Source organism: Pseudomonas sp. Leaf48 (assembly GCF_001421885.1).
In the GTDB taxonomy this organism is placed as follows: domain Bacteria; phylum Pseudomonadota; class Gammaproteobacteria; order Pseudomonadales; family Pseudomonadaceae; genus Aquipseudomonas.
In genome coordinates this window covers 144055-167597 of the sequence record NZ_LMLH01000031.1, presented here as the reverse complement: position 1 = coordinate 167597, position 23543 = coordinate 144055, and the positions used below count along the sequence as shown (strand labels likewise).

Annotated in this window: 16 protein-coding genes; 5 read left to right on the top strand and 11 right to left on the bottom strand. The window is 59.9% G+C overall.

Annotated elements, in window-relative coordinates:
- Nucleotides 1-126: 126 nt before the first annotated feature.
- The 6 genes from ASE98_RS22625 to ASE98_RS22600 are packed head-to-tail and all read right to left on the bottom strand — an operon-like array spanning nucleotide 127 to nucleotide 6099.
- Nucleotides 127-1869, bottom strand: coding sequence for an ABC transporter substrate-binding protein (locus ASE98_RS22625; protein ID WP_060543538.1), 1743 nt, complete (start codon nucleotides 1867-1869; stop codon nucleotides 127-129).
- 47 nt (nucleotides 1870-1916) lie between these two features.
- Nucleotides 1917-2189 carry a DUF2160 domain-containing protein gene (locus ASE98_RS22620; RefSeq protein ID WP_060543610.1) on the bottom strand — a complete coding sequence of 91 codons (273 nt, stop codon included), beginning with the start codon at nucleotides 2187-2189 and terminating at the stop codon, nucleotides 1917-1919.
- 10 nt (nucleotides 2190-2199) lie between these two features.
- A complete protein-coding gene (locus ASE98_RS22615; RefSeq protein WP_060543537.1) occupies nucleotides 2200-3000 on the bottom strand; it encodes a carbohydrate ABC transporter permease in 801 nt (266 codons plus the stop codon).
- Between the two features lie 8 nt (nucleotides 3001-3008).
- Nucleotides 3009-3875 (bottom strand): carbohydrate ABC transporter permease, encoded by an 867-nt coding sequence (locus ASE98_RS22610; protein ID WP_060543536.1) that lies wholly within the window; start codon nucleotides 3873-3875, stop codon nucleotides 3009-3011.
- Nucleotides 3872-5005 (bottom strand): ABC transporter ATP-binding protein, encoded by a 1134-nt coding sequence (locus ASE98_RS22605; protein WP_060543535.1) that lies wholly within the window; start codon nucleotides 5003-5005, stop codon nucleotides 3872-3874. Before ASE98_RS22605 ends, ASE98_RS22610 begins: the two co-directional genes overlap by 4 nt.
- Nucleotides 5005-6099 carry an ABC transporter ATP-binding protein gene (locus tag ASE98_RS22600; RefSeq protein WP_060543534.1) on the bottom strand — a complete coding sequence of 365 codons (1095 nt, stop codon included), beginning with the start codon at nucleotides 6097-6099 and terminating at the stop codon, nucleotides 5005-5007. Before ASE98_RS22600 ends, ASE98_RS22605 begins: the two co-directional genes overlap by 1 nt.
- A gap of 382 nt (nucleotides 6100-6481) precedes the next feature.
- Between ASE98_RS22600 and ASE98_RS22595 the strand changes: the two genes are divergently transcribed.
- Nucleotides 6482-8317, top strand: coding sequence for a sigma-54-dependent Fis family transcriptional regulator (locus ASE98_RS22595; protein ID WP_060543533.1), 1836 nt, complete (start codon nucleotides 6482-6484; stop codon nucleotides 8315-8317).
- A gap of 981 nt (nucleotides 8318-9298) precedes the next feature.
- On the opposite strand, the gene cysS is transcribed toward ASE98_RS22595, so the two are convergent.
- Both cysS and ASE98_RS22585 read right to left on the bottom strand, forming a co-directional pair.
- Nucleotides 9299-10681, bottom strand: coding sequence for a cysteine--tRNA ligase (gene cysS, locus ASE98_RS22590; RefSeq protein WP_060543532.1), 1383 nt, complete (start codon nucleotides 10679-10681; stop codon nucleotides 9299-9301).
- 14 nt (nucleotides 10682-10695) lie between these two features.
- Nucleotides 10696-12393 (bottom strand): glutamine--tRNA ligase/YqeY domain fusion protein, encoded by a 1698-nt coding sequence (locus ASE98_RS22585; protein WP_060543531.1) that lies wholly within the window; start codon nucleotides 12391-12393, stop codon nucleotides 10696-10698.
- A gap of 266 nt (nucleotides 12394-12659) precedes the next feature.
- Here ASE98_RS22585 and ASE98_RS22580 point away from each other — a divergent pair, with 266 nt between their 5' ends.
- Together ASE98_RS22580 and lpxH are read left to right on the top strand one after the other, a co-directional pair.
- Nucleotides 12660-13163 (top strand): peptidylprolyl isomerase, encoded by a 504-nt coding sequence (locus tag ASE98_RS22580; RefSeq protein WP_034146890.1) that lies wholly within the window; start codon nucleotides 12660-12662, stop codon nucleotides 13161-13163.
- Nucleotides 13160-13906, top strand: coding sequence for a UDP-2,3-diacylglucosamine diphosphatase (gene lpxH, locus ASE98_RS22575; RefSeq protein ID WP_060543530.1), 747 nt, complete (start codon nucleotides 13160-13162; stop codon nucleotides 13904-13906). Before ASE98_RS22580 ends, lpxH begins: the two co-directional genes overlap by 4 nt.
- Nucleotides 13907-14522: 616 nt before the next feature.
- Here lpxH and ASE98_RS22570 read toward each other — a convergent pair.
- The 3 genes from ASE98_RS22570 to ASE98_RS22560 form a co-directional block, all read right to left on the bottom strand.
- Nucleotides 14523-18191: a translocation/assembly module TamB domain-containing protein gene (locus tag ASE98_RS22570; RefSeq protein ID WP_060543529.1), complete on the bottom strand. Its 3669-nt coding sequence runs from the start codon at nucleotides 18189-18191 to the stop codon at nucleotides 14523-14525.
- 11 nt (nucleotides 18192-18202) lie between these two features.
- Complete coding sequence (locus ASE98_RS22565) at nucleotides 18203-19930, bottom strand: autotransporter assembly complex protein TamA (protein WP_060543528.1); 1728 nt, start codon at nucleotides 19928-19930, stop codon at nucleotides 18203-18205.
- Between the two features lie 65 nt (nucleotides 19931-19995).
- On the bottom strand, nucleotides 19996-20646 hold the full coding sequence (locus ASE98_RS22560; protein WP_060543527.1) for a GNAT family N-acetyltransferase: 651 nt from the start codon (nucleotides 20644-20646) through the stop codon (nucleotides 19996-19998).
- A 327-nt stretch (nucleotides 20647-20973) separates the two neighbouring features.
- Here ASE98_RS22560 and xthA point away from each other — a divergent pair, with 327 nt between their 5' ends.
- The gene (xthA, locus tag ASE98_RS22555; protein WP_060543526.1) at nucleotides 20974-21786 is read left to right on the top strand and encodes an exodeoxyribonuclease III; all 813 of its coding nucleotides are present in this window, start codon (nucleotides 20974-20976) and stop codon (nucleotides 21784-21786) included.
- Between the two features lie 200 nt (nucleotides 21787-21986).
- Nucleotides 21987-23327, top strand: a complete 1341-nt coding sequence (locus ASE98_RS22550) for a substrate-binding domain-containing protein (RefSeq protein ID WP_060543525.1) — start codon at nucleotides 21987-21989, stop codon at nucleotides 23325-23327.
- The last annotated feature ends 216 nt before the right edge of the window (nucleotides 23328-23543 follow it).

The following is a 23543-nucleotide window of genomic DNA, read 5'->3' as shown; positions in this document are numbered from 1 at the left end:
GTGGACACAAAATTTGTAGTCTTGCACCAACAACTGTGGGAGCGGGCTTGCTCGCGAAGAGGCCATAACGGGCACAAACAAAAACGGCACCTTCCGGTGCCGTTCGCGTTTCACCCTACAAGCAATTTACTTACGCGCCGCCTCCCACGACTTCAGCAGTTCGCTGTAACTCACGGTCTCGCCTTTAGGCTTCTCGTTGGCCAGTTTCGGTTTCGGTGCACCCGGCTGGTCGAACCAGTATTGCGCGTCGCGCTCGGGGTTCATTTTCGGTGCGCAGGTGGCCTGGGCCTTCGAGCGCTCCAGACGGGTCATGATTGCATCCTGGTCCTTGGCCAGGCCATCCAGTGCTTCTTGTGGGGTTTTCTCGCCGCTGGCCGCTTCGGCGATGTGGCTCCACCACAGCTGCGCCAGACGCGGATAGTCAGGCACGTTGGTCCCGGTCGGGGTCCATTGCACTCGGGCCGGGCTGCGGTAGAACTCCACCAGGCCACCGAGTTTCGGCGCCAGGTCGGTCATGGCCTGCGAGTTGATGTCCGACTCGCGGATCGGCGTCAGGCCGACGATGGTTTTCTTCAGCGACACGGTTTTCGAGGTCACGAACTGCGCGTAGAGCCAGGCGGCGAGTTTCTGCTTCTCAGGCGTTGACTTCATGAACGTCCAGGAACCCACGTCCTGATACCCCAGCTTCATGCCCTCCTCCCAGTACGGCCCGCGTGGCGAAGGTGCCATGCGCCATTTCGGCGTGCCATCGGCGTTGACCACAGGCAGGCCCGGCTTGGTCATGTCGGCAGTGAACGCGGTGTACCAGAAGATTTGTTGGGCAATGTTGCCCTGGGACGGCACCGGGCCGGATTCGGAGAAGGTCATTCCCGCCGCTTCCGGTGGTGCATAGGCCTTGAGCCAATCGACGTACTTGGTGGTGGCGAAAACCGCCGCCGGGCCGTTGGTGTCGCCACCGCGGGTCACGCTGGAACCCACCGGGTGGCAATCCTCGACCCGAATGCCCCACTCGTCCACCGGCAAGCCGTTGGGGATGCCCTTGTCGCCGCCGCCGGCCATGGAGAACCAGGCATCGGTGAAGCGCCAGCCCAGGGACGGGTCTTTCTTGCCATAGTCCATGTGCCCATAGACCCGCTTGCCGTCGATTTCCTTGACGTCTTCGCTGAAGAATTTGGCGATGTCTTCATAGGCCGACCAGTTCACCGGTACGCCCAATTCGTAGCCGTACTTTTCCTTGAACTTGGCTTTCAGGTCCGCACGTTCGAACCAGTCGGCGCGGAACCAGTAAAGGTTGGCGAATTGCTGGTCGGGCAACTGATAGATCTTGCCGTCTGGCGCGGTGGTGAAGGAAATGCCGATGAAGTCCTTGAGGTCCAGGGTCGGCGAGGTGAAGTTCTTGCCTTCGTTGGCCATCAGGTCAGTGATCGATTCGGTCTTGCCGTAGCGAAAGTGCGTACCGATCAAGTCCGAGTCGTTGACCCAGCCGTCATAGATGCTCTTGTCCGACTGCATCACCGTCTGCAGTTTTTCCACCACATCGCCTTCCTGCAGCAGGTCGTGGGTCAGCTTGATCCCGGTGATCTCGGTGAAGGCCTTGGCCAGTACCTTGGACTCGTATTCGTGGGTGGCGATGGTTTCCGAAACCACTTTGATGTTCATCCCGCGAAACGGCTCCGCCGCCTTGATGAACCACTTCAATTCTTCGAGCTGCTGATCAGCCGTCAGGGTGGACGGCTTGAATTCACTGCCGATCCATTTCTTCGCGGCGTCTTCATAAGCATCCGCCCAGGCCGACGCGCTCAAACCGCTGAGTGCCAGCATGGCTGCCAATGAAATGCTATGTCGCAGCTTGTTGTTTTTGTCGAACATAGAGACCTCCTGTTTAGATTGCGGAGCAACATTGCCGAGCGATTCGACTAGCCCCAACGCATCACAGCCAACAGCCACACCAGGGACAACGCGAACGCTACCCAGATGCTCCAGTCGGTGACGCCGATTACCAGCAGATGCAGGTAGGCGCTGCCGAGAAGACCGATGAACAGCCGATCGCCACGGGTGGTGGCAATGGGCAGAAAACCTCGCCGAAGTATGCTCGGCGAACGCAGCTCCCAGGTGGTCATGCACACCAGGATCAAGGCAATCACGCTGAAAAATACCGCCGTCGGGGCGGTCCAGCTCATCCATTCCATCATCAGTTCCTCATACCCGGCCCAGGGCAAAGCCCTTGGCCACGTGGTTGCGAACGAACCAGATCACCAGCATGCCCGGCAGGATGGTCAACACCCCCGCCGCCGCCAGCACGCCCCAATCGATACCGGATGCCGAGACCGTGCGGGTCATCACCGCCGCAATGGGTTTGGCGTTCACCGAAGTCAGCGTGCGCGCCAACAGCAGTTCGACCCAGGAAAACATGAAGCAGAAGAACGCCGTCACACCGATGCCGGAACCGATCAGCGGGATGAAAATCTTCACGAAGAACTTGGGGAAACTGTAGCCGTCAATGTAGGCGGTTTCGTCGATTTCCTTGGGAACCCCGGACATGAAGCCTTCGAGAATCCACACTGCCAGCGGCACGTTGAACAGGCAGTGGGCCAGGGCCACGGCGATGTGGGTGTCGAACAGGCCGATCGACGAATACAGCTGGAAAAACGGCAGCAGGAACACCGCTGGCGGTGCCATGCGGTTGGTCAGCAACCAGAAGAACAGATGCTTGTCACCGAGAAAACGATAGCGCGAAAACGCGTAGGCCGCCGGCAACGCCACTGTCAGGGAAATGATGGTGTTGAGGCTCACGTAATACGCCGAGTTGATGTAACCGGTGTACCAGCTCGGATCGGTGAAGATCACCTTGTAGTTGGCGAAGGTGAAGTCCTGTGGGAACAGCGTCAGGCCACCGAGAATTTCACCGTTGCTCTTGAAGGACATGTTCAGCAGCCAGTAGATCGGCACCAGCAGGAACAGGATGTAGACCAGCAGCGGAATAAGCTTTCTCTTGCTCATGGCGGGCCTCAGCGGTTGGCGTCGGAGTGAGTCATGGCGGTGTAGAACAGCCAGGACACCAACAGGATGATCAGGAAGTACACCAGCGAAAACGCCGCTGCCGGCCCCAGGTCGAATTGTCCTACGGCCATCTGCGTCAGCGTCTGACTGAGGAAAGTCGTGGCATTGCCCGGGCCGCCGCCGGTGAGCACGAATGGCTCGGTGTAGATCATGAAGCTGTCCATGAAGCGCAGCATCACCGCAATCAACAGCACGCTCTTGAGCTTGGGCAACTGGATATGGCGGAACACCGCCCAGGCCGAGGCCCGGTCAATGCGCGCCGCCTGGTAGTACACGTCCGGAATCGCCCGCAGCCCGGAGAAGCACAGTAGCGCTACCAGTGAAGTCCAGTGCCAGACGTCCATCACCAGCACGGTGACCCAGGCGTCCATGGTGTTCGCGGCATAGTTGTAGTTGATGCCCATGGCCTTGAGGCTCGCCCCCAGCAGACCGATGTCGGCCCGACCGAAGATCTGCCAGATGGTGCCCACCACATTCCACGGGATCAGCAATGGGATCGCCAGGATGATCAGCACCACCGACGACCAGCGCCCCTTGGTCGGCATGGTCAGGGCGATGCCAATCCCCAGGGGAATTTCGATCAGCAGTACACAGGCCGAATAGATGAACTGACGCAGCAGCGAATCGTGCAGGCGCGGGTCGAGCAACACTTGCCTGTACCAGTCGGCACCAACGAAGTAGCGGCTGGATTGGTCGAATATGTCCTGCACTGAGTAGTTGACCACGGTCATCATCGGGATCACCGCACTGAATGCCACCAGCAGGAACACCGGCAACACCAGCCACCAGGCCTTGTTGTTCTGCACCTTGTTCATGGCTGCGCCCCCTGGTTGGCAATTGCTTCGTCAATGGCTTGCGCTTCGAGGAGAAAATCGTCGGCATAGACCATCAGCCACTGCGCCGGAAAGCTGATGTAAGCCGTGCCCTGGGGCACCGGCTTGTCTTCGGCCATGCGCACTTTCAGGGTTGCGCCATCGAGGTTCAGGGTCATGATCTTGTAGGTGCCGAGGTCTTCGACGTGTACGACCTGTGCCCGTAGCGCGTCATCAAAAGCTTCGTCCCACACATGGACGAACTCGGGGCGGATGCCCACCTTCAGGGTTTTCCATTCGAATTCGGCAATGCGTTGCTGCATGGCTTCGGACAACGGCAGATGGGTCGAGGCAAAACCGACGCCACCTGGTTGCGGCTGCACCTCGATCAGGTTCATCCCCGGACTGCCGATGAAGTAGCCGACAAAGGTGTGGCTCGGTCGTTCGAACAATTCCCTTGGCGTGCCGAACTGCACGATCTGCCCGCCGTACATCACCGCAATCTTGTCGGCGAAGGTCGAGGCCTCCAGTTGATCGTGGGTGACGTAGACCATGGTGATGTTGAACTGCTCGTGAATCTGCTTGAGCTTTCTGCGCAGCTTCCATTTCAGGTGCGGGTCGATCACCGTCAGCGGCTCGTCGAACAGGATCGCCGACACGTCGTCGCGCACCAGCCCGCGGCCCATGGAGACTTTCTGTTTTTCGTCGGCGGTGAGGTTGCGGGCTTTTTTACTCAGCAGGTTCTGCAGGTCGAGCACTTCGGCGATTTCCTGCACCTTACTGAGAATTTTCGCCTCGGCCATGCCCTGGTTTCGCAACGGGAAGGCCAAGTTGTCGAACACTGTCATGGTGTCGTAGACCACCGGGAACTGGAAAACCTGGGCGATGTTGCGCTTCTCGGGAGTCAGGTCGTTGACCGCCTTACCGTCGAACAGCACATGGCCCTGGGACGGACTGAGCAGCCCGGAAATGATGTTGAGCAAGGTCGACTTGCCGCAACCCGACGGCCCGAGCAAAGCATAGGCGCCGCCTTGTTCCCAGACGTGGTCCATCTCGCGGATCGCGTAATCCTCAGGTGATGCCGGGGTTTTGGTGTAGCTGTGGGCCAGGTTCTGCAAACGGATTTCGGCCATCAGGCAACCCTCGCGACACGCCGGCCCGGCGCCTGGACCAGCCGCCCCTGCGTATCGAACACAAACAGTTTATGGGTCGGGATGTAGATGCGGATCGGCGCATCGACGTCGTATTCGTGAACACCGGGCAAGTGCAGCACCAGTAAGAAGTGTTCGTTGCGCACATGAAGGAAGGTTTCCGAGCCGCTGATTTCCGCGACCTCGACGGTCACCGCCAGCTCCAGGTCATCGTCGTTGCTCGGCACCAGCGAGATATGGCTGGGCCGTACGCCGAAGCGAAACTCGCCCTCGCCCACCGGACGCAGATCAACGTTCAACGGGAAGTGCACGAAATTGGCGAAACTCACTTCGTTACCGGCAATGCGCCCGGGCATCAGGTTGATCGGCGGCTCGGAGAACAGCTCGGCGGCCAGCACGGTTTGCGGCTGGTGATAGACAGCCGAAGACTGCCCGCTCTGGATCACCCGCCCCTCATGCAGAATGGTCGTGGTGCCACCCAGGGCCAGGGCTTCGTTGGGCTCGGTGGTGGCGTAGATCGCGATGGTGTGGCGCGCCTTGAACAGCTCGCGCATTTCCTGGCGCAGCTCCTCGCGCAATTTGTAGTCGAGGTTGACCAGCGGTTCGTCGAACAGAATCAGCTCGGCATCCTTGACCAGCGCCCGGGCCATGGCCGTGCGCTGCTGCTGGCCGCCAGAGAGTTCCAGCGGATAGCGCTGCAGAAACTTCTCGATGCGCAGCATCTTCGCGGTTTCCAGCACCTTGCTATGGATCTGCTCGTTGGAAACCTTGGCCTGACGCAGTGGCGAGGCAATGTTCTCGAACACTGTCATGGTCGGGTAGTTGATGAACTGCTGGTAGACCATCGACACGTTGCGCAAACGCACCGGACGCTGGGTGACGTCGACGCCATTCATCAGCACGCGGCCACTGTCGGGCTTGTCCAGACCCGCCATCAGGCGCATCAGGCTGGTTTTGCCGGACAGCGTGCGCCCCAGTAAGACGTTGAAGGAACCGGGTTCGAAACTCAGGTTGGCATCGTCGATCCAGGTCTGGCCCTCGACGGTGCGGCTGACGTGCTCCAGGGTGAGTGACATGGCTCGGCCTTTTTTATTTTTGGAGTCAAGCGACCGGAGCTACATAGCGACATCTGTGCCAGAAATTACAAGCCATTGATTCAGTTGGGGAATCACTGAAATGGAGATAGGTCTGCGTTCGTTGCTGAACAAAAATGAACAATCCGAAATGAACAATTGAACAGTTCACCGATTGACAGTGAACATTAGTGAACAACACTCTACAGACTGTTCACGGCCCCCTTTCATGAGCCGGCTTGCTGGCGATGGCGTCATCGAAATTGCCATCGCCAGCAAGCCGGCTCCTACAAAGGCGTGGCGTGCCAGAACCGTCACGTGTGATATTCAACGTGATGTGCAAAAACAATAAAAACAAAAAAAGCCTGTTCAGAGACTCACTGCCATGGCCGCACCTGCCCAGCCGCTGTCCCACGACGCCATCATCCAGGACTCATGGTCCCGCTGCCGCGCGTTCGGCCTCAATCATCAGAGCACGCCGGCGTTCGACCAAATGCCCGCCGACGGCATTGCACATCTGCTGGAAAGCCAGCATTCACTGGTGCAGACCACCCATCAGGAGGTGCTGCCCTATTACGAGAACATTCTGAGCAATTCCAATTGTCTGATCATGCTCGCCGACAATCGGGGACAGGTCCTGACCTCCTGGGGCACCCAGCGCTTCATCGAACCGAAACTGGCCCGTGGCTTCAGTGCCGGCGCCAGTTGGCTGGAGCATTGCAGCGGCACCAACGCCATCGGCACTGCCCTGGCTTGTGAACAGGCGGTGCACATCGAGCACGACGAACACTTCCTCAAGGCCAACCGCTTCATGACCGGTTCTGCCGCGCCGATTTTCGATGCCGAGCGCAAGATCATCGCCGTGCTCGACGTGTCCAGTGACAGCTACCTGCCGCCGTCCCACACCCTGGGCATGGTCAAGATGATGAGCCAGACCGTGGAGAACCGGCTGATCCTCAACCTGTTCCACGGCCAGCATTTCCAGCTGACGTTCAACACCGGGCTGAACAACCTCGACAGCCAATGGGCCGGCCTGCTGATTTTCGACGAGACCGGCCAGGTGCTGTCGGCCAATCGCCGGGCTGACAATCTGCTCGGTATCAGCCTGTCGCGGGTCAGTATCGAAAGCCTGTTCAAGGTGTCGTTGCTGGAGTTGCTGAATCAGCCCGACGACCTGCCCTTCGCTCTGCAAACCACCGGTCGCAACCGCTTCCAGTGTTTGTTGAAGCGGCCAAAGCAGGTTCCGATAAAGCCCCGTGTATTCACCGAACCGGCCGTGGCCGCTCCAGCGGCGATCAGCCTGAACACCCTGCATTTGGGCGACAGTCGCGTGGAAAAAGCCGTGCGCCAGGCCGAGCGTCTGTTGGAAAAAGACATCCCGCTGCTGATTCATGGCGAAACCGGGGTCGGCAAGGAAGTGTTCGTCAAAGCCCTGCATCAGGCCAGCTCACGCAGTAAACAGGCTTTCATCGCCGTCAATTGCGCGGCAATTCCCGCCGAACTGGTGGAGTCCGAGCTGTTTGGCTATGAAAAAGGCGCGTTCACCGGGGCCAACCAGAAAGGCAGCATCGGCCTGATCCGCAAGGCGGACAAAGGCACCCTGTTCCTCGATGAAATCGGCGACATGCCGCTGCCGACCCAAGCCCGGCTGTTGAGGGTATTGCAGGAGCGTTGCGTGCAACCGGTGGGCAGCAGCGAGTTGTTTGCGGTGGACATCCGCATCATTTCCGCGACTAACCGCTCGTTGCGCGAGCAGGTGCAACTGGGGCGCTTTCGTGAAGACTTGTACTACCGCATCGGCGGCCTGACCCTGGAGCTGCCGCCGTTGCGCGAACGCAGCGACAAGGAGGCGCTGTTCAAGCGCCTGTGGGAACAGCATCGCGAGCCGAGCCAGTGGGCCGGGTTGAGCCGTGAAGTCATGGAGTTGTTCAATCGTCACCCGTGGCCGGGAAATTTGCGTCAGGTGAGCAGTGTGATGCAGGTGGCGCTGGCCATGGCTGAGGACCAGCCGGTGCGGGCGGAGCATTTGCCGGATGATTTTTTTGTGGATCTGGAGATGGAGGCGGTGGAGACGCCGGAACCGTTGCTGGTTGATCTGAATGATGCCGAAGAGCTGAATCGGCAGTTGCAGGCAGTGGGCGGGAATATTTCCTATTTGGCGCGCAGGCTTGGGGTCAGCCGCAATACCCTTTACAAGCGATTGCGCCAGGTTGGCGATTGAATCGGCCGCTCTCCCCTCACCCCAGCCCTCTCCCGAGGGAGAGGGAGCCGACCGAGGTGTCTGTCGCTGTACATCGACCTGAGAGACCGAGTCGATTATGGATTCGGCGCAGGGTTCGCGTCTTCTGAACCGTCTTTGCCCTCACCCCATCTCTCCCGAAACGTCGGACCGCCCCAGGGAGAGGGAGCCGACCGAGGTGTCTGTCGCTGTACATCGACCTGAGAGATCGAGTCGATTGTGGAGTCGGCGCAGGATTCGAGTCTTCTGAACCGCCTTTGCCCTCACCCCATCTCTCCCGAAACGTCGGACCGCCCCCAGGGAGAGGGAGCCGACCGAGGAGTCTGTCGCTGTACATCGACCTGAGGGATCGAGTCGATTATGGATTCGGCGCAGGATTCGAGTCTTCTGCACCGCCTTTGCCCTCACCCCATCTCTCCCGAAACGTCGGACCGCCCCCAGGGAGAGGGAGCCGACCGAGGTGTCTGTCGCTGTACATCGACCTGAGAGATCGAGTCGATTATGGATTCGACGCAGGATTCGAGTCTTCCGCACCGCCTTTGCCCTCACCCCAGTCCTCCCGAAACGTCGGACCGTCCCGAGGGAGAAGGAGCCGACCGAGGTGTCTGGCGTCTTACATCGACCTGAAGAACCGAGTCGATTATGGATTCGGCGCAGGATTTTAGTCTTCTGAACCATCCTTGCCTTCACTCCAGCCCTCCCGAAACGTCGGACCGCCCCCAGGGAGAAGGAGCCGACTGAGGAGTCTGTCGCTGTACATTACGACCTGAGAGATCGAGTCGATTATGGATTCGGCGCAGGATTTTCAGGTCGACGGATAAATTGAACATCCCCCGATCAGTCCCCTCTCCCACTGGGAGAGGGTTAGGGTGAGGGGAAACCCACAGACCGCCGCAAAACTTGCAGCCACCACAAAAACAAAAACCCGCACAAGGCGGGTTTTGTCTGTCACAAACCAGGCAATCAGTCAGCCAGACGCCAGGTCGTGCCACCCTTGCCGTCTTCCAGCACAACGCCCATGGCGGTGAGCCGGTCGCGGATACGGTCCGATTCTGCCCAATCCTTGCCGGCACGCGCCGCCAGGCGCGCTGCAATCAGCGCCTCAACTTCAGCCGCATCCACGCGCCCTTCAGCGCCGGCCTGCAGGAACTCATCCGCCTCAAGCTGCAACACACCCAGCACGCTGGCCAGTTCCTTCAGGCGCGCCGCCAGACCGGCCGCCGCGTTCAAATCGCTCTCACGCAGGCGATTGATCTCACGCACCATCTCGAACAGCACCGCACAGGCTTCCGGCGTACCGAAGTCGTCGTTCATCACTTGGGTGAAACGCTCGACAAAGGCTTCACCACCAGCCGGCGCCACGCTCGGCAGGCCTTTCAACGCATGGTAGAAACGCTCGAGGGCGCCCTTGGCATCCTTGAGGTTGTCTTCCGAGTAGTTGATGGCGCTGCGGTAATGGCTCGACACCAGCAGGTAACGCACGACTTCCGGGTGGTACTTGTCGAGCACGTCGCGGATGGTGAAGAAGTTGTTCAAGGACTTGGACATCTTCTCGCCATTGATACGGATCATGCCGCAATGCATCCAGGCATTGGCGTAGGTCTTGCCGGTGGCCGCTTCGCTCTGGGCGATTTCGTTTTCGTGGTGCGGGAACTCCAGGTCGCTGCCGCCGCCATGAATGTCGAAGGTCTCACCCAGGCAGCAGGTGGACATCACCGAGCATTCGATGTGCCAGCCCGGACGACCGTCGCCCCACGGCGAAGGCCAGCTCGGCTCGCCCGGTTTGGCGCCCTTCCACAGCACGAAGTCCAGCGGGTCCTGTTTCGACTCGTCGACTTCGATCCGCGCGCCGATGCGCAGGTCTTCGATTTTCTTGCGCGACAGCTTGCCGTAACCCATGAACTTGGCGACGCGGTAATACACGTCGCCATTGCCCGGGGCGTAAGCGTAACCCTTGTCGATCAGGGTCTGGATCATGGACTGCATGCCAGCGATGTGATCGGTGGCCCGTGGTTCCATGTCCGGCTTGAGGATGTTGAGGCGAGCCTCGTCCTCGTGCATCGCCGTGATCATGCGCTCGGTCAGCACATCGAACGGCTCGCCGTTCTCCTTGGCCCGATTGATGATCTTGTCTTCGATGTCGGTGATATTGCGCACATACGTCAGGTTGTAACCGCTGAAGCGCAGCCAGCGGGTCACCAGGTCGAACGCGACCATGCTGCGGCCGTGGCCAATGTGGCAGTAGTCGTACACGGTCATCCCGCACACGTACATGCGCACATTGTTGCCATCGAGCGGCTTGAAGACTTCTTTGCTCTTGGTGAGCGTGTTGTAGATCGTAAGCACGTTAGTTCCTTGAATCACTGGCCCCAGGAGTCACGCAGGGTCACGGTACGGTTGAATACCGGCTGACCTGGTTTCGAGTCCTTGATATCCGCGACGAAGTAACCTTCGCGCTCGAACTGGAAACGGTCTTCCGGCTGTGCATTGCCAAGCGAAGGCTCGGCACGACAACCGGTGAGTACCTGCAGCGAGTCAGGGTTGATGTTGTCCAGGAAACTGGCGCTGTCTTCGGCCTTCTCAGGGTTGGCCGAACGGAACAGACGATCGTACAGACGCACTTCGCACTCGACGCTCGCAGCGGCCGGCACCCAGTGGATAACGCCCTTGACCTTACGGCCTTCAGGGTTTTTGCCCAGGGTGTCCGGATCGCAGGAGCAACGCAGTTCGACGATGTTGCCGTCGGCGTCCTTGATCGCTTCGTCGGCGCGGATCACGTAGCTGCCGCGCAGACGCACTTCGCCGCCCGATTCCAGGCGCTTGTAGCCCTTCGGTGGCTCTTCCATGAAGTCTTCACGGTCGATGTAGATTTCCCGGGCGAACGGCAGAGCGCGTACGCCCATGTCTTCTTTCGGGTGGCGCGGCAGTTCGAGGTTCTCGACCTGGCCTTCCGGGTAATTGGTGATCACGACTTTCAGCGGACGCAGCACGCACATGGCACGTGGGGCGCTGTGGTCGAGGTCGTCACGAATGCTGAATTCGAGCATACCGAAGTCGACCACGCCGTCGGAACGGTTGGTGCCGATCATTTCGCAGAAGTTGCGGATCGATTTTGGCGTGTAGCCACGGCGGCGGAAGCCCGACAGCGTGGACATGCGCGGATCGTCCCAGCCATTGACGTGCTTCTCATCGACCAGCTGCTTGAGCTTGCGCTTGCTGGTGATGGTGTAGTTCAGGTTCAGGCGGCTGAACTCGTACTGGCGCGGGTTGGCAGGGACCGGCAAGTGCTCGAGGAACCACTCGTACAGCGGACGGTGGCTTTCGAACTCCAGGGTGCAGATCGAGTGGGTAATGCCTTCGATGGCGTCCGACTGACCGTGGGTGAAGTCATAGTTCGGGTAGATGCACCACTTGTCACCGGTCTGGTGGTGGTGAGCGTGACGGATGCGATACATGATCGGGTCGCGCAGGTTCATGTTCGGCGAGGCCATGTCGATTTTCGCGCGCAGCACGCGAGCGCCATCCGGGAATTCGCCGGCGCGCATGCGGGCGAACCAGTCCAGGTTCTCTTCGACGCTGCGATCACGGAACGGGCTGTTCTTGCCCGGCTCGGTCAGGGTGCCACGGTATTCCTTGGCCTGTTCCGGGCTCAGGTCGTCGACGTAGGCCTTGCCGGACTTGATCAACTCGACCGCCCAGTCGTGCAACTGGTCGAAATACTGCGAGGCGTAGCGCACTTCACCGGACCATTCAAAGCCCAGCCATTTGACGTCGCTTTCGATCGCGTCGATGTATTCCTGGTCTTCCTTGGCCGGGTTGGTGTCGTCGAAACGCAGGTGGGTAACGCCGCCGAACTCCTGGGCCAGGCCGAAGTTCACACAGATCGACTTGGCGTGGCCGATGTGCAGGTAGCCGTTGGGCTCAGGCGGGAAACGGGTGACGATCTGCGTGTGCTTACCCGAGTCCAGGTCCGCCTGGATGATCGGGCGCAGGAAGTTGACCGGCACGGCAGGGCCGGTCTTGGCATTCGAGGTAGGGTCGACAGTGGGCTTGCTCATAGGATCCTTGGACGTACAAGTGCGCGGCCGCAAGAAAGGGGCCTGACAAAACAAAGCCGCTATCATAGCCGATGCTGTCAAGCGCCTGACAGAGCGCGCCTGCAAACGGTCGCATTTAATCGGCCGTAAATGAAAAACAGCCTCGAAATTCGCGCCTGTCACGCTAAACTGCGCACCTTGGCCAAAAATGGCTGAACCGGTTGCGGGACTGAGTGTTCCAAAACCACGAATTCTTTGAAACGCCTCTCCTATAAAGAGTAACGATCATGACCCAAGTCAAACTGACCACCAACCATGGCGACATCGTCCTGGAACTGAACGCCGAGAAAGCCCCGATCACCGTGGCCAACTTCGTCGAGTACGTTAAAGCCGGTCACTACGAAAACACCGTTTTCCACCGTGTCATCGGTAACTTCATGATCCAGGGCGGTGGTTTCGAGCCTGGCATGAAAGAAAAGAAAGACAAGCGCCCAAGCATTCAGAACGAAGCTGACAACGGTCTTTCCAACGACAAGTACACCGTCGCCATGGCCCGCACCATGGAGCCGCATTCGGCTTCCGCGCAGTTCTTCATCAACGTCGCGGACAACAGCTTCCTCAACCACAGCGGCAAGAACGTTCAAGGCTGGGGCTACGCGGTATTCGGTAAAGTGACCGCTGGCACCGACGTTGTCGACAAGATCAAAGGCGTGGCCACCACTTCCAAGTCCGGCCACCAGGACGTACCAGCAGACGACGTGATCATCGAGAAAGCCGAGATCATTGAGTGATACTGCTGATTTCAGATTTACATCTGGAAGAGGAGCGCCCGGACATCACCCGGGCGTTTCTGGATTTGCTCGCCGGACGCGCCCGTTCGGCGAGTGCGTTGTACATTCTGGGCGACTTTTTCGAGGCGTGGCTTGGCGACGATGCCATGACACCGTTTCAGCGTTCCATCTGCCAGGCCCTGCGCGATCTCAGCGACAGCGGCACGGCCATTTTCCTGATGCACGGCAATCGTGATTTCATGCTGGGCAAGGCCTTCTGCAAACAGGCCGGTTGCACCCTGCTGAAAGACCCGAGTGTCGTGCAGTTTTACGGCGAGCCTGTACTGCTGATGCATGGCGACAGCCTCTGCACCCGCGACGAAGCCTATATGAAGCTGCGGCGCTACCTGCGCAACCCGATCACCCTGTTCATCCTGCGCCACTTGCCCTTGGGCACCCGCCATAAGCTGGGGCGCAAATTGCGCAGTGAGAGTCGGGCGCAGACGCGGATGAAGGCCAATGACATTGTGGATGTCACGCCCGAGGAGATTCCGCGGATCATGCAGCAATATGGCGTGAAGACGTTGATCCATGGGCATACCCATCGCCCGGCCATCCACAAGCTGCAGCTCGGTGAGCAGGCGGCCCGGCGCATTGTGCTGGGGGATTGGGATAAACAGGGTTGGGCGTTGCAGGTCGATGAGAACGGGTTTGCCTTGGCACCGTTTGATTTTGTACCGCCGCCGGCTTTGGCGCATGGCTGACGCTCTCCCCCCCTCACCCCAGCCCTCTCCCCCCTAGGGGGCGAGGGGGAAAGGGAGCCGATCTTCGTGGTTTTCCGGGCCTGAGKTCGAYTCGGGTTGWGTTGGAGCCGTTTGATTTGGGGCCGCYGCCGGCTTTGGCGCATGGCTGAAGTTCTACCCCCCTCACCCCAGCCCTCTCCCCCCTAGGGGGCGAGGGGGAAAGGGAGCCGATCTTCGTGGTTCTCCGGGCCKATGCCGGCTTTGGCGCATGGCTGAAGTTCTACCCCCCTCACCCCAGCCCTCTCCCCCCTAGGGGGCGAGGGGGAAAGGGAGCCGATCTTCGTGGTTYTCCGGGCCTRAGGTCGACTCGGGTTGWGTTGGAGCCGTTTGATTTGGGGCCGCTGCCGGCTTTSGCGCATGGCTGAAGYTCTACCCCCCTCACCCCAGCCCTCTCCCCCCAAGGGGGCGAGGGGAAAGGGAGCCGATCTTCGTGGTTTTCCAGGCCTGAGTTCGACTCGGTTTCTCAGGTCGATGTACCTTGAACTATCAACACGGTCGGCCCCCTCTCCCTCCGGGAGAGGGTTGGGGTGAGGGGCGTCTGTGATGCCAGCGACTCGGCCTGGAAAGAAACAGGACTCTAGAAATCCCGCTTGTAGAAGATGTCGAGCGAACTCGCCACACCACTGGCCGCTTCAACGTAGACCTTTTTGCTCAGCTTGTAGCGCAAGGCAATGGTGCTCGCCGGTTCGAACACGCCGACGCCATAGCGCAGGCTGAGCTTCTCGGAAATATTGCCGCTGGCTACTACGCTGGTTGCATTACCACTGCCCTCGGTGTCGAGCTCAAAATCCTGGATTCCCAGATTCTTCGCCAGGTCACCCGTCACTCCGGAACTGCCCATCAGCCCTAACCCCAGGGCGGCCTGGGCGAGCATGTTGTTGTCTTCGCCGTTGCTGCTCAGCGGACGCCCCAGCACCAGGTAGGACAAGGCCTGCTCCTGGCTCATCGCCGGTTCCGAGAAGATCTGCGTGGTCGGCTGCTCCGCGCTGCCGCTCAGGCGGATACCGGCAATGATATCGTCGGTCTGGCGAATCGCTTCAACGTCCAGGTACGGCTGGTCGATTGGACCGGCGAACAGCAAACGCGCACGGCGTACCGACAGGCGCTGGCCGTAGGCACGATAGCGCCCGTCGTTGAGCCACAACTCGCCGCGGGTGTCCATGTTGTCGCCAATGTGCACATGACCCTGCACATTCGCGGTCAGGCCGAACCCGGCAAAGCTCAGTTTGTCCTCACCGACCAACACTTCGATGTCCATCTTCATCGCCAGTGGCGTTTTGCCCTCTTCGGTCTGCTGGCCGACGATAACCGTGTCATCGGAAACCTTGACCGTCGACGGCGGCAATTCGCGAATAATGATGTCTCCTTTGGGCACCAGCACTTTGCCGGCGATGGCCAACTCATCACCTTTCATCGAGATTTTCAGGTCCGGCGCGACTTCGAGCTTGGCGTAGGGTTCGACACTGACCGGCAGTTGCGAGCCCTTGAGCGCCAGATCCACCACCAGTGCCTGACCCCAGGCAATGTTGCCGTTCAGGCTGCCCTGGCCACTCTTGCCGCTTTTCCAGCCGCCGTTCAACTGCACGGTTTCCCCGGCGATGACCGCCTGCAACTGCAAGGCTTTGAGTTCCATCGGCAACTCGGCGCCGGACACCTCGCCGTCACTGAGCTGCAGACTGCCATTGACCTGCGGCGCCAGCAATCCGCCGGAGATCGTGCCGCTGCCGTTCAAGCGGCCGGTGAGTTTCTCGACCATCGGCACGAACGGCCGCGCTACCGACAGATCCAGCCCGCTCAAACGGAACGATCCGCTCAACGGCTTGTTCTTCGGCAATGGATTGATCTGGGCCAGCACCTGCAACTCGCCAAGTTTGGCCCCGGCGAAGTTGAGCTCAGTGTCGATGCGCTTGGGCGTGAGCTTGCTGGTGAGTTTCAGGGTCTGGTACGGGAAGTCCAGCCACTGGTCCTTTTCCTTCAGGCGCAAGGTGCCGCCGCTGGCATCGACGCTGACCTGGCCGTTCGGGCCGCTGGCTGGCAGGTCCAGTTGCAGATCGGCATTGAGCCGGCCCTGCCAGGCGAAATCCTTGGGCAGCCACTGGGCAAGGCTGTCGATCGGGAATTGCTTGAGGTGATAGCGCAGCTTCGGCTCAGGCATCAGTCGTTGGTCTTCACCGCACAGGCTGGCCTGGCCGGAGGCCCAGCAATGGGCACCGAAGTTGATTTTGCCATCGGCCAGCCGTTCGAGCTTCGCCGGCCCTTGCAGCCTCCAGTCCTGGCCGCCAGCCTGGATATCGCCGCTGGCCAGCCGCCCGCGCCAGTTGCCTTTGTCCAGAGCACCGTCCAGGCCCAGGGCCAGCTTCAATTTCGGGCCTTGCAGATCGAGGCTCAGCTTCTGGTTCTTGATGTCGCCCTGGCCACTGGCGGTCAGCGTGCCAAGGGAGGTGTCACCGAGCTGGATAGCGCTGCCCTTGAGGTCGATTTTCGCCCGTTGCGCACTGTCGAGCGTGGCGTCCAGGTTCAGGCTTTGCAGGCGATTATCCTGAAAGGCCAATTGTGTGCCTTGCAACCCGAGCTTGCCCTGGGGAGCCTTGAGCGTGCCGGCGACGTCCACCCGGCCATTGATCTGCCCGCGCAATTGCGGCCAGAGCTGGGCGAGCCGCGACAGCTTGATGTCGATCTGGCCGACGAGTTTCTGTTGCAGGCTGCCCTTGCCATTGATGCTGTTGTCACCCAGGCGAATTTGCAGCGCGTTGAGGTTCCATTGCTCACCGCCACCATCAGCCTTGGCTTGCAGGACAGCCGGCTGGCCACGCAATTTGCCCTTGAGATCGAGGTCGGCGCTCAGGCTCAACTTGTCGTTTTTCATCTCGCCTTTACTGCGCAACGGTCCGGCCAGCGTACCGGGCAACTCCGCGACCCAGTAAGCCGGGTTGATCGCTGACAGGTCCAGGGCGGTATCCCAGGCGATACCATCGGCGAATTGCAGATTCAAATGGCCATCAGCCTTGCCCTGCCCGGCCTGCAGCTGAATCTGCTGCAGATAGATTTTGGTCAGGTCGCCTGCAAACGGGCTGGCCAGGCTGAACGCCCCGGCCGGGCCATCCAGCGCAGCATCGAAGTGCCCCAGGTATTTGCCGTCGGTGTAGGACACTTCGCCGTTGAATTTGCGCAGTGCCACTTGCGGCTCGTCGATCAACGGATAGAGGCGGTGCCAAGGGAAATCCAGCCAGTCGATTTTCGCTTCGGCATTCAGGCCCTTGCTCCAGTCCAGCGCCCCTGTGAGCTTGAGGCTTTGCTTGTCGTTGGCGGTCAAGTCCAGAGCGGCGATCTGTGCGCCATTGGCGTCGACCTTGCCTTGCAGCGCCAGCGCGACTGGCCCTTCTTCGGCGGGCAGCGTAGCTTTGCCAAGCAGCGCGTAGCCGTTTTTCAGGTCACCGGCGCCGCTGAGTTCCAGCTGATTGAGTTGCAGGGTGTCCGGCAGCCCGGCATCGGGCTTGAAGCCATCGGCGGTGATCCGTACCTTGGCCGGCAGATTCTCTACCAGCGGTTGCAGCTCGCCGGTCAGCTGGCCGTTGAGGTAACCAGTGCTGTCAGCCTTGAGATTCAGGGTTTTCAGCAGGTCGCCGTCAAGCTTGAGCGCCAGGTCCCAGGGTGCAGGAGTCGACAGGGTCAGTTTGCCTTCGGCATTCAGCGGCCAGTTTCCGGTGGGCTGCAGCGAGCCGGACAGGTTCAGGCTCAGGTCATCGCGTTGCAAATGCACGGAATCGATCTGCATGCCTTTGTCGGTCCAGTGCGCCGTCAACTGCAGGCCCTTGAGCTGTTCACTGCCGTTGAACACCAGGCTGCCGACCTTGACGTCACCCAGTTCAATGGCCAAGGGTAGCTTCAGCTCCGGGAGGGTCATCGGGCCGGTATCCGGCTCTTGCTCACCCGGCGGAAACTGCAGGCTGACCTGATCGGCCTGCAATTGCTCCAGGCACAGGGTCATGCGCGTCAGGCACAACGGCGACCAGGCAAAGATCACCCGGGTCAGTTCCACCCGACTGCTGTCCTGCTGCCACAACACCCGGTCGGCGCTCCACTGCCCGCCCAGTCGACCCTGAAAGTTCTCGAGGCTCAATCCCGGCACGAATCCCAGTGCCCAGCGGCTGCCCGTTGCCGTGCCCACTACCGTGGCCAGCGTCAAGACGATCAGCATCAACAGCGCCAGGATCGCCAGCAGCGTTCCTTGCAAGCCACGTTTCATAAAAGCGCGCGTCACAGCTCAGGCCCCATGGAAAAGTGCAGTCGAATGCCGCCGTCGTCGTCCAGTGCATGGGCCAGGTCGAGGCGGATCGGCCCCACCGGCGATACCCAGCGCACGCCGATACCGACGCCGGTCTTCAGGCTTGGCAGTTCAAGTGTATTGAAGGAGTTACCCTGGTCGACAAAGGTCGCGACCCGCCATTTTTCGGCGACGGAATATTGATATTCGGCGCTGGCCGCGACCATGTAACGGCCACCGATGCGGTCGCCGTCGGAGTTTTCCGGGGACAGGCTCTGATAGTCGTAACCGCGCACGCTCTGATCGCCACCGGCGAAGAAGCGCAGCGACGGCGGTATCGATTTGTAGCCGTTGGTGGCACTGCCGCCGATCTGGGCCCGGCCGAGGAAACGATGCTTGTCGAAGACAGTCGTCAGGCCTTTGACCAGGGCCGTGCCGTACAGCAGGTTGTTATCGGAACCCAGCCCTTCCTTGGCCATTTTGCTTTCGAACTGCAGGCGATAGCCGTTGTGCGGGTCGATGCGGTTGTCACTTTTGAGGTACGAATAACTGACACCGGGCATCAGCAGGGTACTGACGCCCTCGTCATCGCCTAGCTTGTACTCCTCGTTCTGCCACTTGAGCGACACCACTCGCTGCCAGCCGCTGGGTAACTTGCTGTGCCACTCCGGACCGATGGTCAGCAGTTTGCTGCGGGTGTCGGTATCAGCGATTTCTGCATTCTGATAGCCACCGGCAAAACGCAGTTTGTCGGTCAGCGGCGGATCGAGCGGAATGTCGTAGAACAGCCCGACGTTCTGCCGGGGTGCCGAGACTTCGGTTTCCCAGCCATAGCTGTGCCCCTGCGGGTTGACCCAGTGCCGGGTCCAGTTGGCCTTGACCCTGGGACCGACGTCAGTGGAAAAACCCAGGCCGAGGCCCATCGTCCGGGGCTTGCGGGTGTCGAGGTTGACCTCCACCGGAATCACGTCGTTCTTCGAGGCGGTCGGCGCGGCGTCGACCCGTACGCTTTCGAAATAACCGCTCGATTGCAGGTTCTGGTTGAGTTCGGCGATCAGCTCCGAGTCATACGGCGTGCCGGCCTTGAACGGCACCATGCGTTGCAGCAGTTCTTCGTCGAACGGAGTATCGCCGGCAAAACTGACATTGCCGAAGGTGTAACGCGGGCCGCTGTCGTAGATCAGTTCGATGTCGGCGACGCCGGCCCGGGGGTCGACCGACAATTTTGAACGGGTGAAATAGCCACTGAAAAAACCATAGCGCGAAGCCTGGTTCTGGATCAGCCGCTTGGCGTCTTCGTAGTGGCCGTGATTGAGCACCGCACCGGATTTGAGCGCATCGCTCCTGGGTACACGAAAGGATTTGAGGGAGGCTGCGGGGCCGTCAATGCGTATGGTGACGTTGCGTAAATGCACCGGCTCGCCGGGGTCGATGTTCAACACCAGGCGTGGCGTCTTGCCGCCCTTCACTTCGCTGTCGATTTGCGGCTGATAATAACCCAGCGCCTGTGCGGCCTTGCGCGCCTGCTCCTCGGCGCCACGACTGAAGCGCTGCAAGGCTTCTTCGTCACGATCGCCAACGTTGCCGATATAGCCTTCTATATTGGCCTTCAGTTCGTCATTGGACGGTTTGATACGCACGTCCAGTTCACTTTGGGCCAGCGCCGCGCAACTGGTCACCAACATCAGTACGCTGCTGGAAAATCTTCCTGGAAACTTCATAGGCGCGGATGCTATCACGAGCTTGGGAGCGCGATAGAGCGTGACTCGCCAAAAAAGTTCGCGGCTTATGCCGTTGCCGAATGTAAAACCTGCGGATTAGGGTGAAAAAAAACGTGTTCGCGAATCGGTCCTATTGCGACCTCGCCGATTTCCTCGTAACCCTGACGCTTATAGAACTCCAGGTAACGTGGATTACCCGTGTCGAGAATCACGCCCTGAGAGTTTTCATCCACCGCGCACCAGTTGTGCACGGCTTGCAGCAGCTGTTCGCCAAAATGCTTGCCCTGAAATTGCGGATGAACCCCCAGCAACGGCAGGACATGCACCGAATCGTTCGGCAAGCAGGCGGCAACATCAGAGTGATATTGCAGGTAGCGACGCGTGCAACGAAAACCGGTACTCAAGACCATGCGCAGGCGCCAGGCCCAGCTTTCAGTGATACCCAGGCGACGTTGCGGCGGCGCAATCAGCGCGATGCCAATCAGGCGGTCGTTAACCAGCAGGCCGATGGCCGGCAGGTCCTGGAGAAAGTGTTGTGTCACCAGTTCGCGTATGGTCGCGCGGACCCGCTGCTCATAACCCGGGCGCTCGGCTTCGAACAGGTAGTTGAAGGTTGGCTCGTGTCGATAGGCCTGGTACAGCAGCGAGCGGGCTTCGCGGGAATAGCCGCTGTCGAGCATGTGAATATCGGCGATGGCGGTGGAGGTTTCGGGCATGACGGTCGTTCTCCCCGGTGCAGCTCGAATGGCTGCACTCTTATTGGTACGAGCCTTTGGGTGGCAACACAGTTCCCCCAAAGGTATAGACCAGACTCAGAGATCAGTCAGTCAATCCATAGGTTGGCTGCACTGGCCTCTTCGCGAGCAAGCCCGCTCCCACATTGATCGCGTGAACGCTGAAGATCAAATGTGGGAGCGGGCTTGCTCGCGAAGAGGCCATCACCGCCGCTACACGTATTGCTGGATAAACAGCAATCCCTCCCCCAACACTGGCCCCATTCTCCCATGTCAGCTAGCATCGCCCTTTTGCCAGGACTGCCGACCATGAAGATCGTCTCCTTCAACATCAACGGGCTGCGCGCCCGTCCCCATCAGCTGGCGGCGCTGATCGACAAGCATCAACCCGATGTGATCGGGTTGCAGGAAACCAAGGTCCACGACGAACAGTTCCCGCTGGCCGAGGTTCAGGCGCTGGGTTATCACGTGTACTTCCATGGCCAGAAAGGTCACTACGGCGTCGCCCTGCTCTCGCGCCAGGAACCGCTGGCGCTGCACAAAGGTTTTGCCACCGACGAAGAAGACGCCCAGCGGCGCTTTATCTGGGGCACCTTTGCCGACGCCAACGGTGTGCCGATCACCATCATGAACGGCTATTTCCCACAGGGCGAAAGCCGTGACCATCCGACCAAATTCCCGGCCAAGCAACGTTTCTACAATGACTTGCAGCAGTTGCTGGAAAGCCAGTTCAAGAACGACCAGCCGCTGGTGGTGATGGGGGATGTGAATATATCTCCGGAAGACTGCGACATCGGCATCGGTCCGGACAACATGAAGCGCTGGTTGAAAACCGGCAAATGCAGCTTCCTGCCGGAAGAGCGCGAGTGGATGGCACGTCTGAAGAACTGGGGCCTGACCGACAGCTTCCGCCACCTGAACCCGGATGTGACCGACATGTTCAGCTGGTTCGACTATCGCAGTCGCGGCTTCGAAGACCAGCCCAAGCGTGGCCTGCGCATCGACGTGATCCTCGCCTCCCACGGCTTGCTGCCACGGGTCAAGGCTGCAGGGGTGGACTACGAACTGCGCGGCATGGAAAAGCCTTCGGATCATGCGCCGATCTGGCTTGAGTTGAGCTGATCCCTAAAGCCTGCATTAATCTCTTGTGGGAGCGGGCTTGCTCGCGAATGCGGTGTGTCAATCAGCATTAAAGTCGACTGAAACACCGCTTTCGCGAGCAAGCCCGTTCCCACAAAAGACAATCACCGAAAAGTGTCATTTTTCGGAAACCTTACTGACTTAATCTCCCGGCACTTCCTTCCACTTTGAAAGGTGCCGGCATGATGCTGCGCGTGTTGCTCCTGTTGACGTTATGCGCTGGCTTGGCACAAAACGCCTCGGCCAGTGACTTGCCGGTGCCCGATCAAGGGCCGGTGCTGCGCATCCAGGGTTCCAACACCATCGGTGCCGCACTGGGCCCGGCACTGGTCGAAGGACTGCTGCACGAACAAGGCCTGCGCAACATCCACCGCGAAACCGCAGACAACGACAACGAACTGCGCATTGTCGGCGAAACCGCACAGGGTCGCCGAGTAGTGGTGGAAGTCGCCGCCCACGGTTCCAGCACCGGCTTCATCGCCCTGAAAACCGCCAACGCCGACCTCGCCGCCTCGTCACGCCCGATCAAGGACAGCGAACTGGTCGACCTGGAATCCCTTGGTGATCTGAAAAGCCCTGGCGCCGAACAGGTCATCGCCATCGACGGCCTGGCGATCATCCTCCACCCGAAAAATCCGCTGCAGCAACTGGACATCGTGCAACTGGCGCGGATTTTCAATGGCGAAGCCAAAACCTGGGAAGAAGTCGGCGGCAGCGGCGGGACCATTCATCTGTATGCGCGCGATGATCAATCCGGTACCTACGACACCTTCAAGGAACTGGTGCTCAGTGGCCGTGGAAAAAACCTGAGTAGCTCAGCAACACGCTTCGAGTCCAGCGAACAGTTGTCCGATGCGGTCAGCAGCGATCCGCAAGGCATCGGTTTTATTGGCCTGCCCTATGTGCGTCAGGCCAAGGCTGTGGCAATTGCCGACGGCCAATCGCAAGCCATGCTGGCGCTCAACAATCTGATCGCCACGGAAGACTACCCATTATCGCGCCGGCTGTTTTTCTACTTGCCGCCGAGAGGGAAAAATCCTTGGGCACAGGCACTGACGGCCTTCGCCCAAAGTGGTAAAGGCCAGGCGATCGTCGCCGCCAACGGTTTTATCGCGCAGACGGTCCAGGCCATGGCCGTCAGCCCTAATGCGTTGATGCCGGAGGGGTACCAGGCCCTGAGCCGTCACGCCCAGCGCCTGTCGGTGAATTTCCGTTTCGAGGAAGGCAGCGCCAGCCTGGACAACAAGGCCCGACAGGATCTGTCACGGGTGCTCGACTATATAAAGCAGCACGAAAAAACCGATCGAAAGGTGACACTGGTCGGCTTTGGAGACGCCAAGAGCGATCCGGGGCGCGCTGATCTGTTGTCGAAACTGCGGGCCATGGCGGTGCGACGGGAACTGGTGAAAAGCGGTGTGGTATTGCGCGAGATTCGCGGCTTTGGCGCCGAGATGCCGGTGGCGGCCAACAGCGCGGATGAGGGGCGGATCAAGAATCGGCGGGTTGAGGTTTGGGTGTACTGAACACTGCCAAATGTGGCTCGAGGGACCTGCTGTGGCGAGGAGCTTTCTGTGCAAGGGGGCTTGCTGTCTCAAGAAACTACCTGTGCAAAGGGTTTTCTGTGGCGAGGGGGCTTGCCCCCGCTGGGTTGCGCAGCAGCCCTTAAAACATAGCACGCGGTTTATTTGTAAAACCGCGTTGGTGGTTATGGGGGGGGTGGCTTCGCCACCCATCGGGGG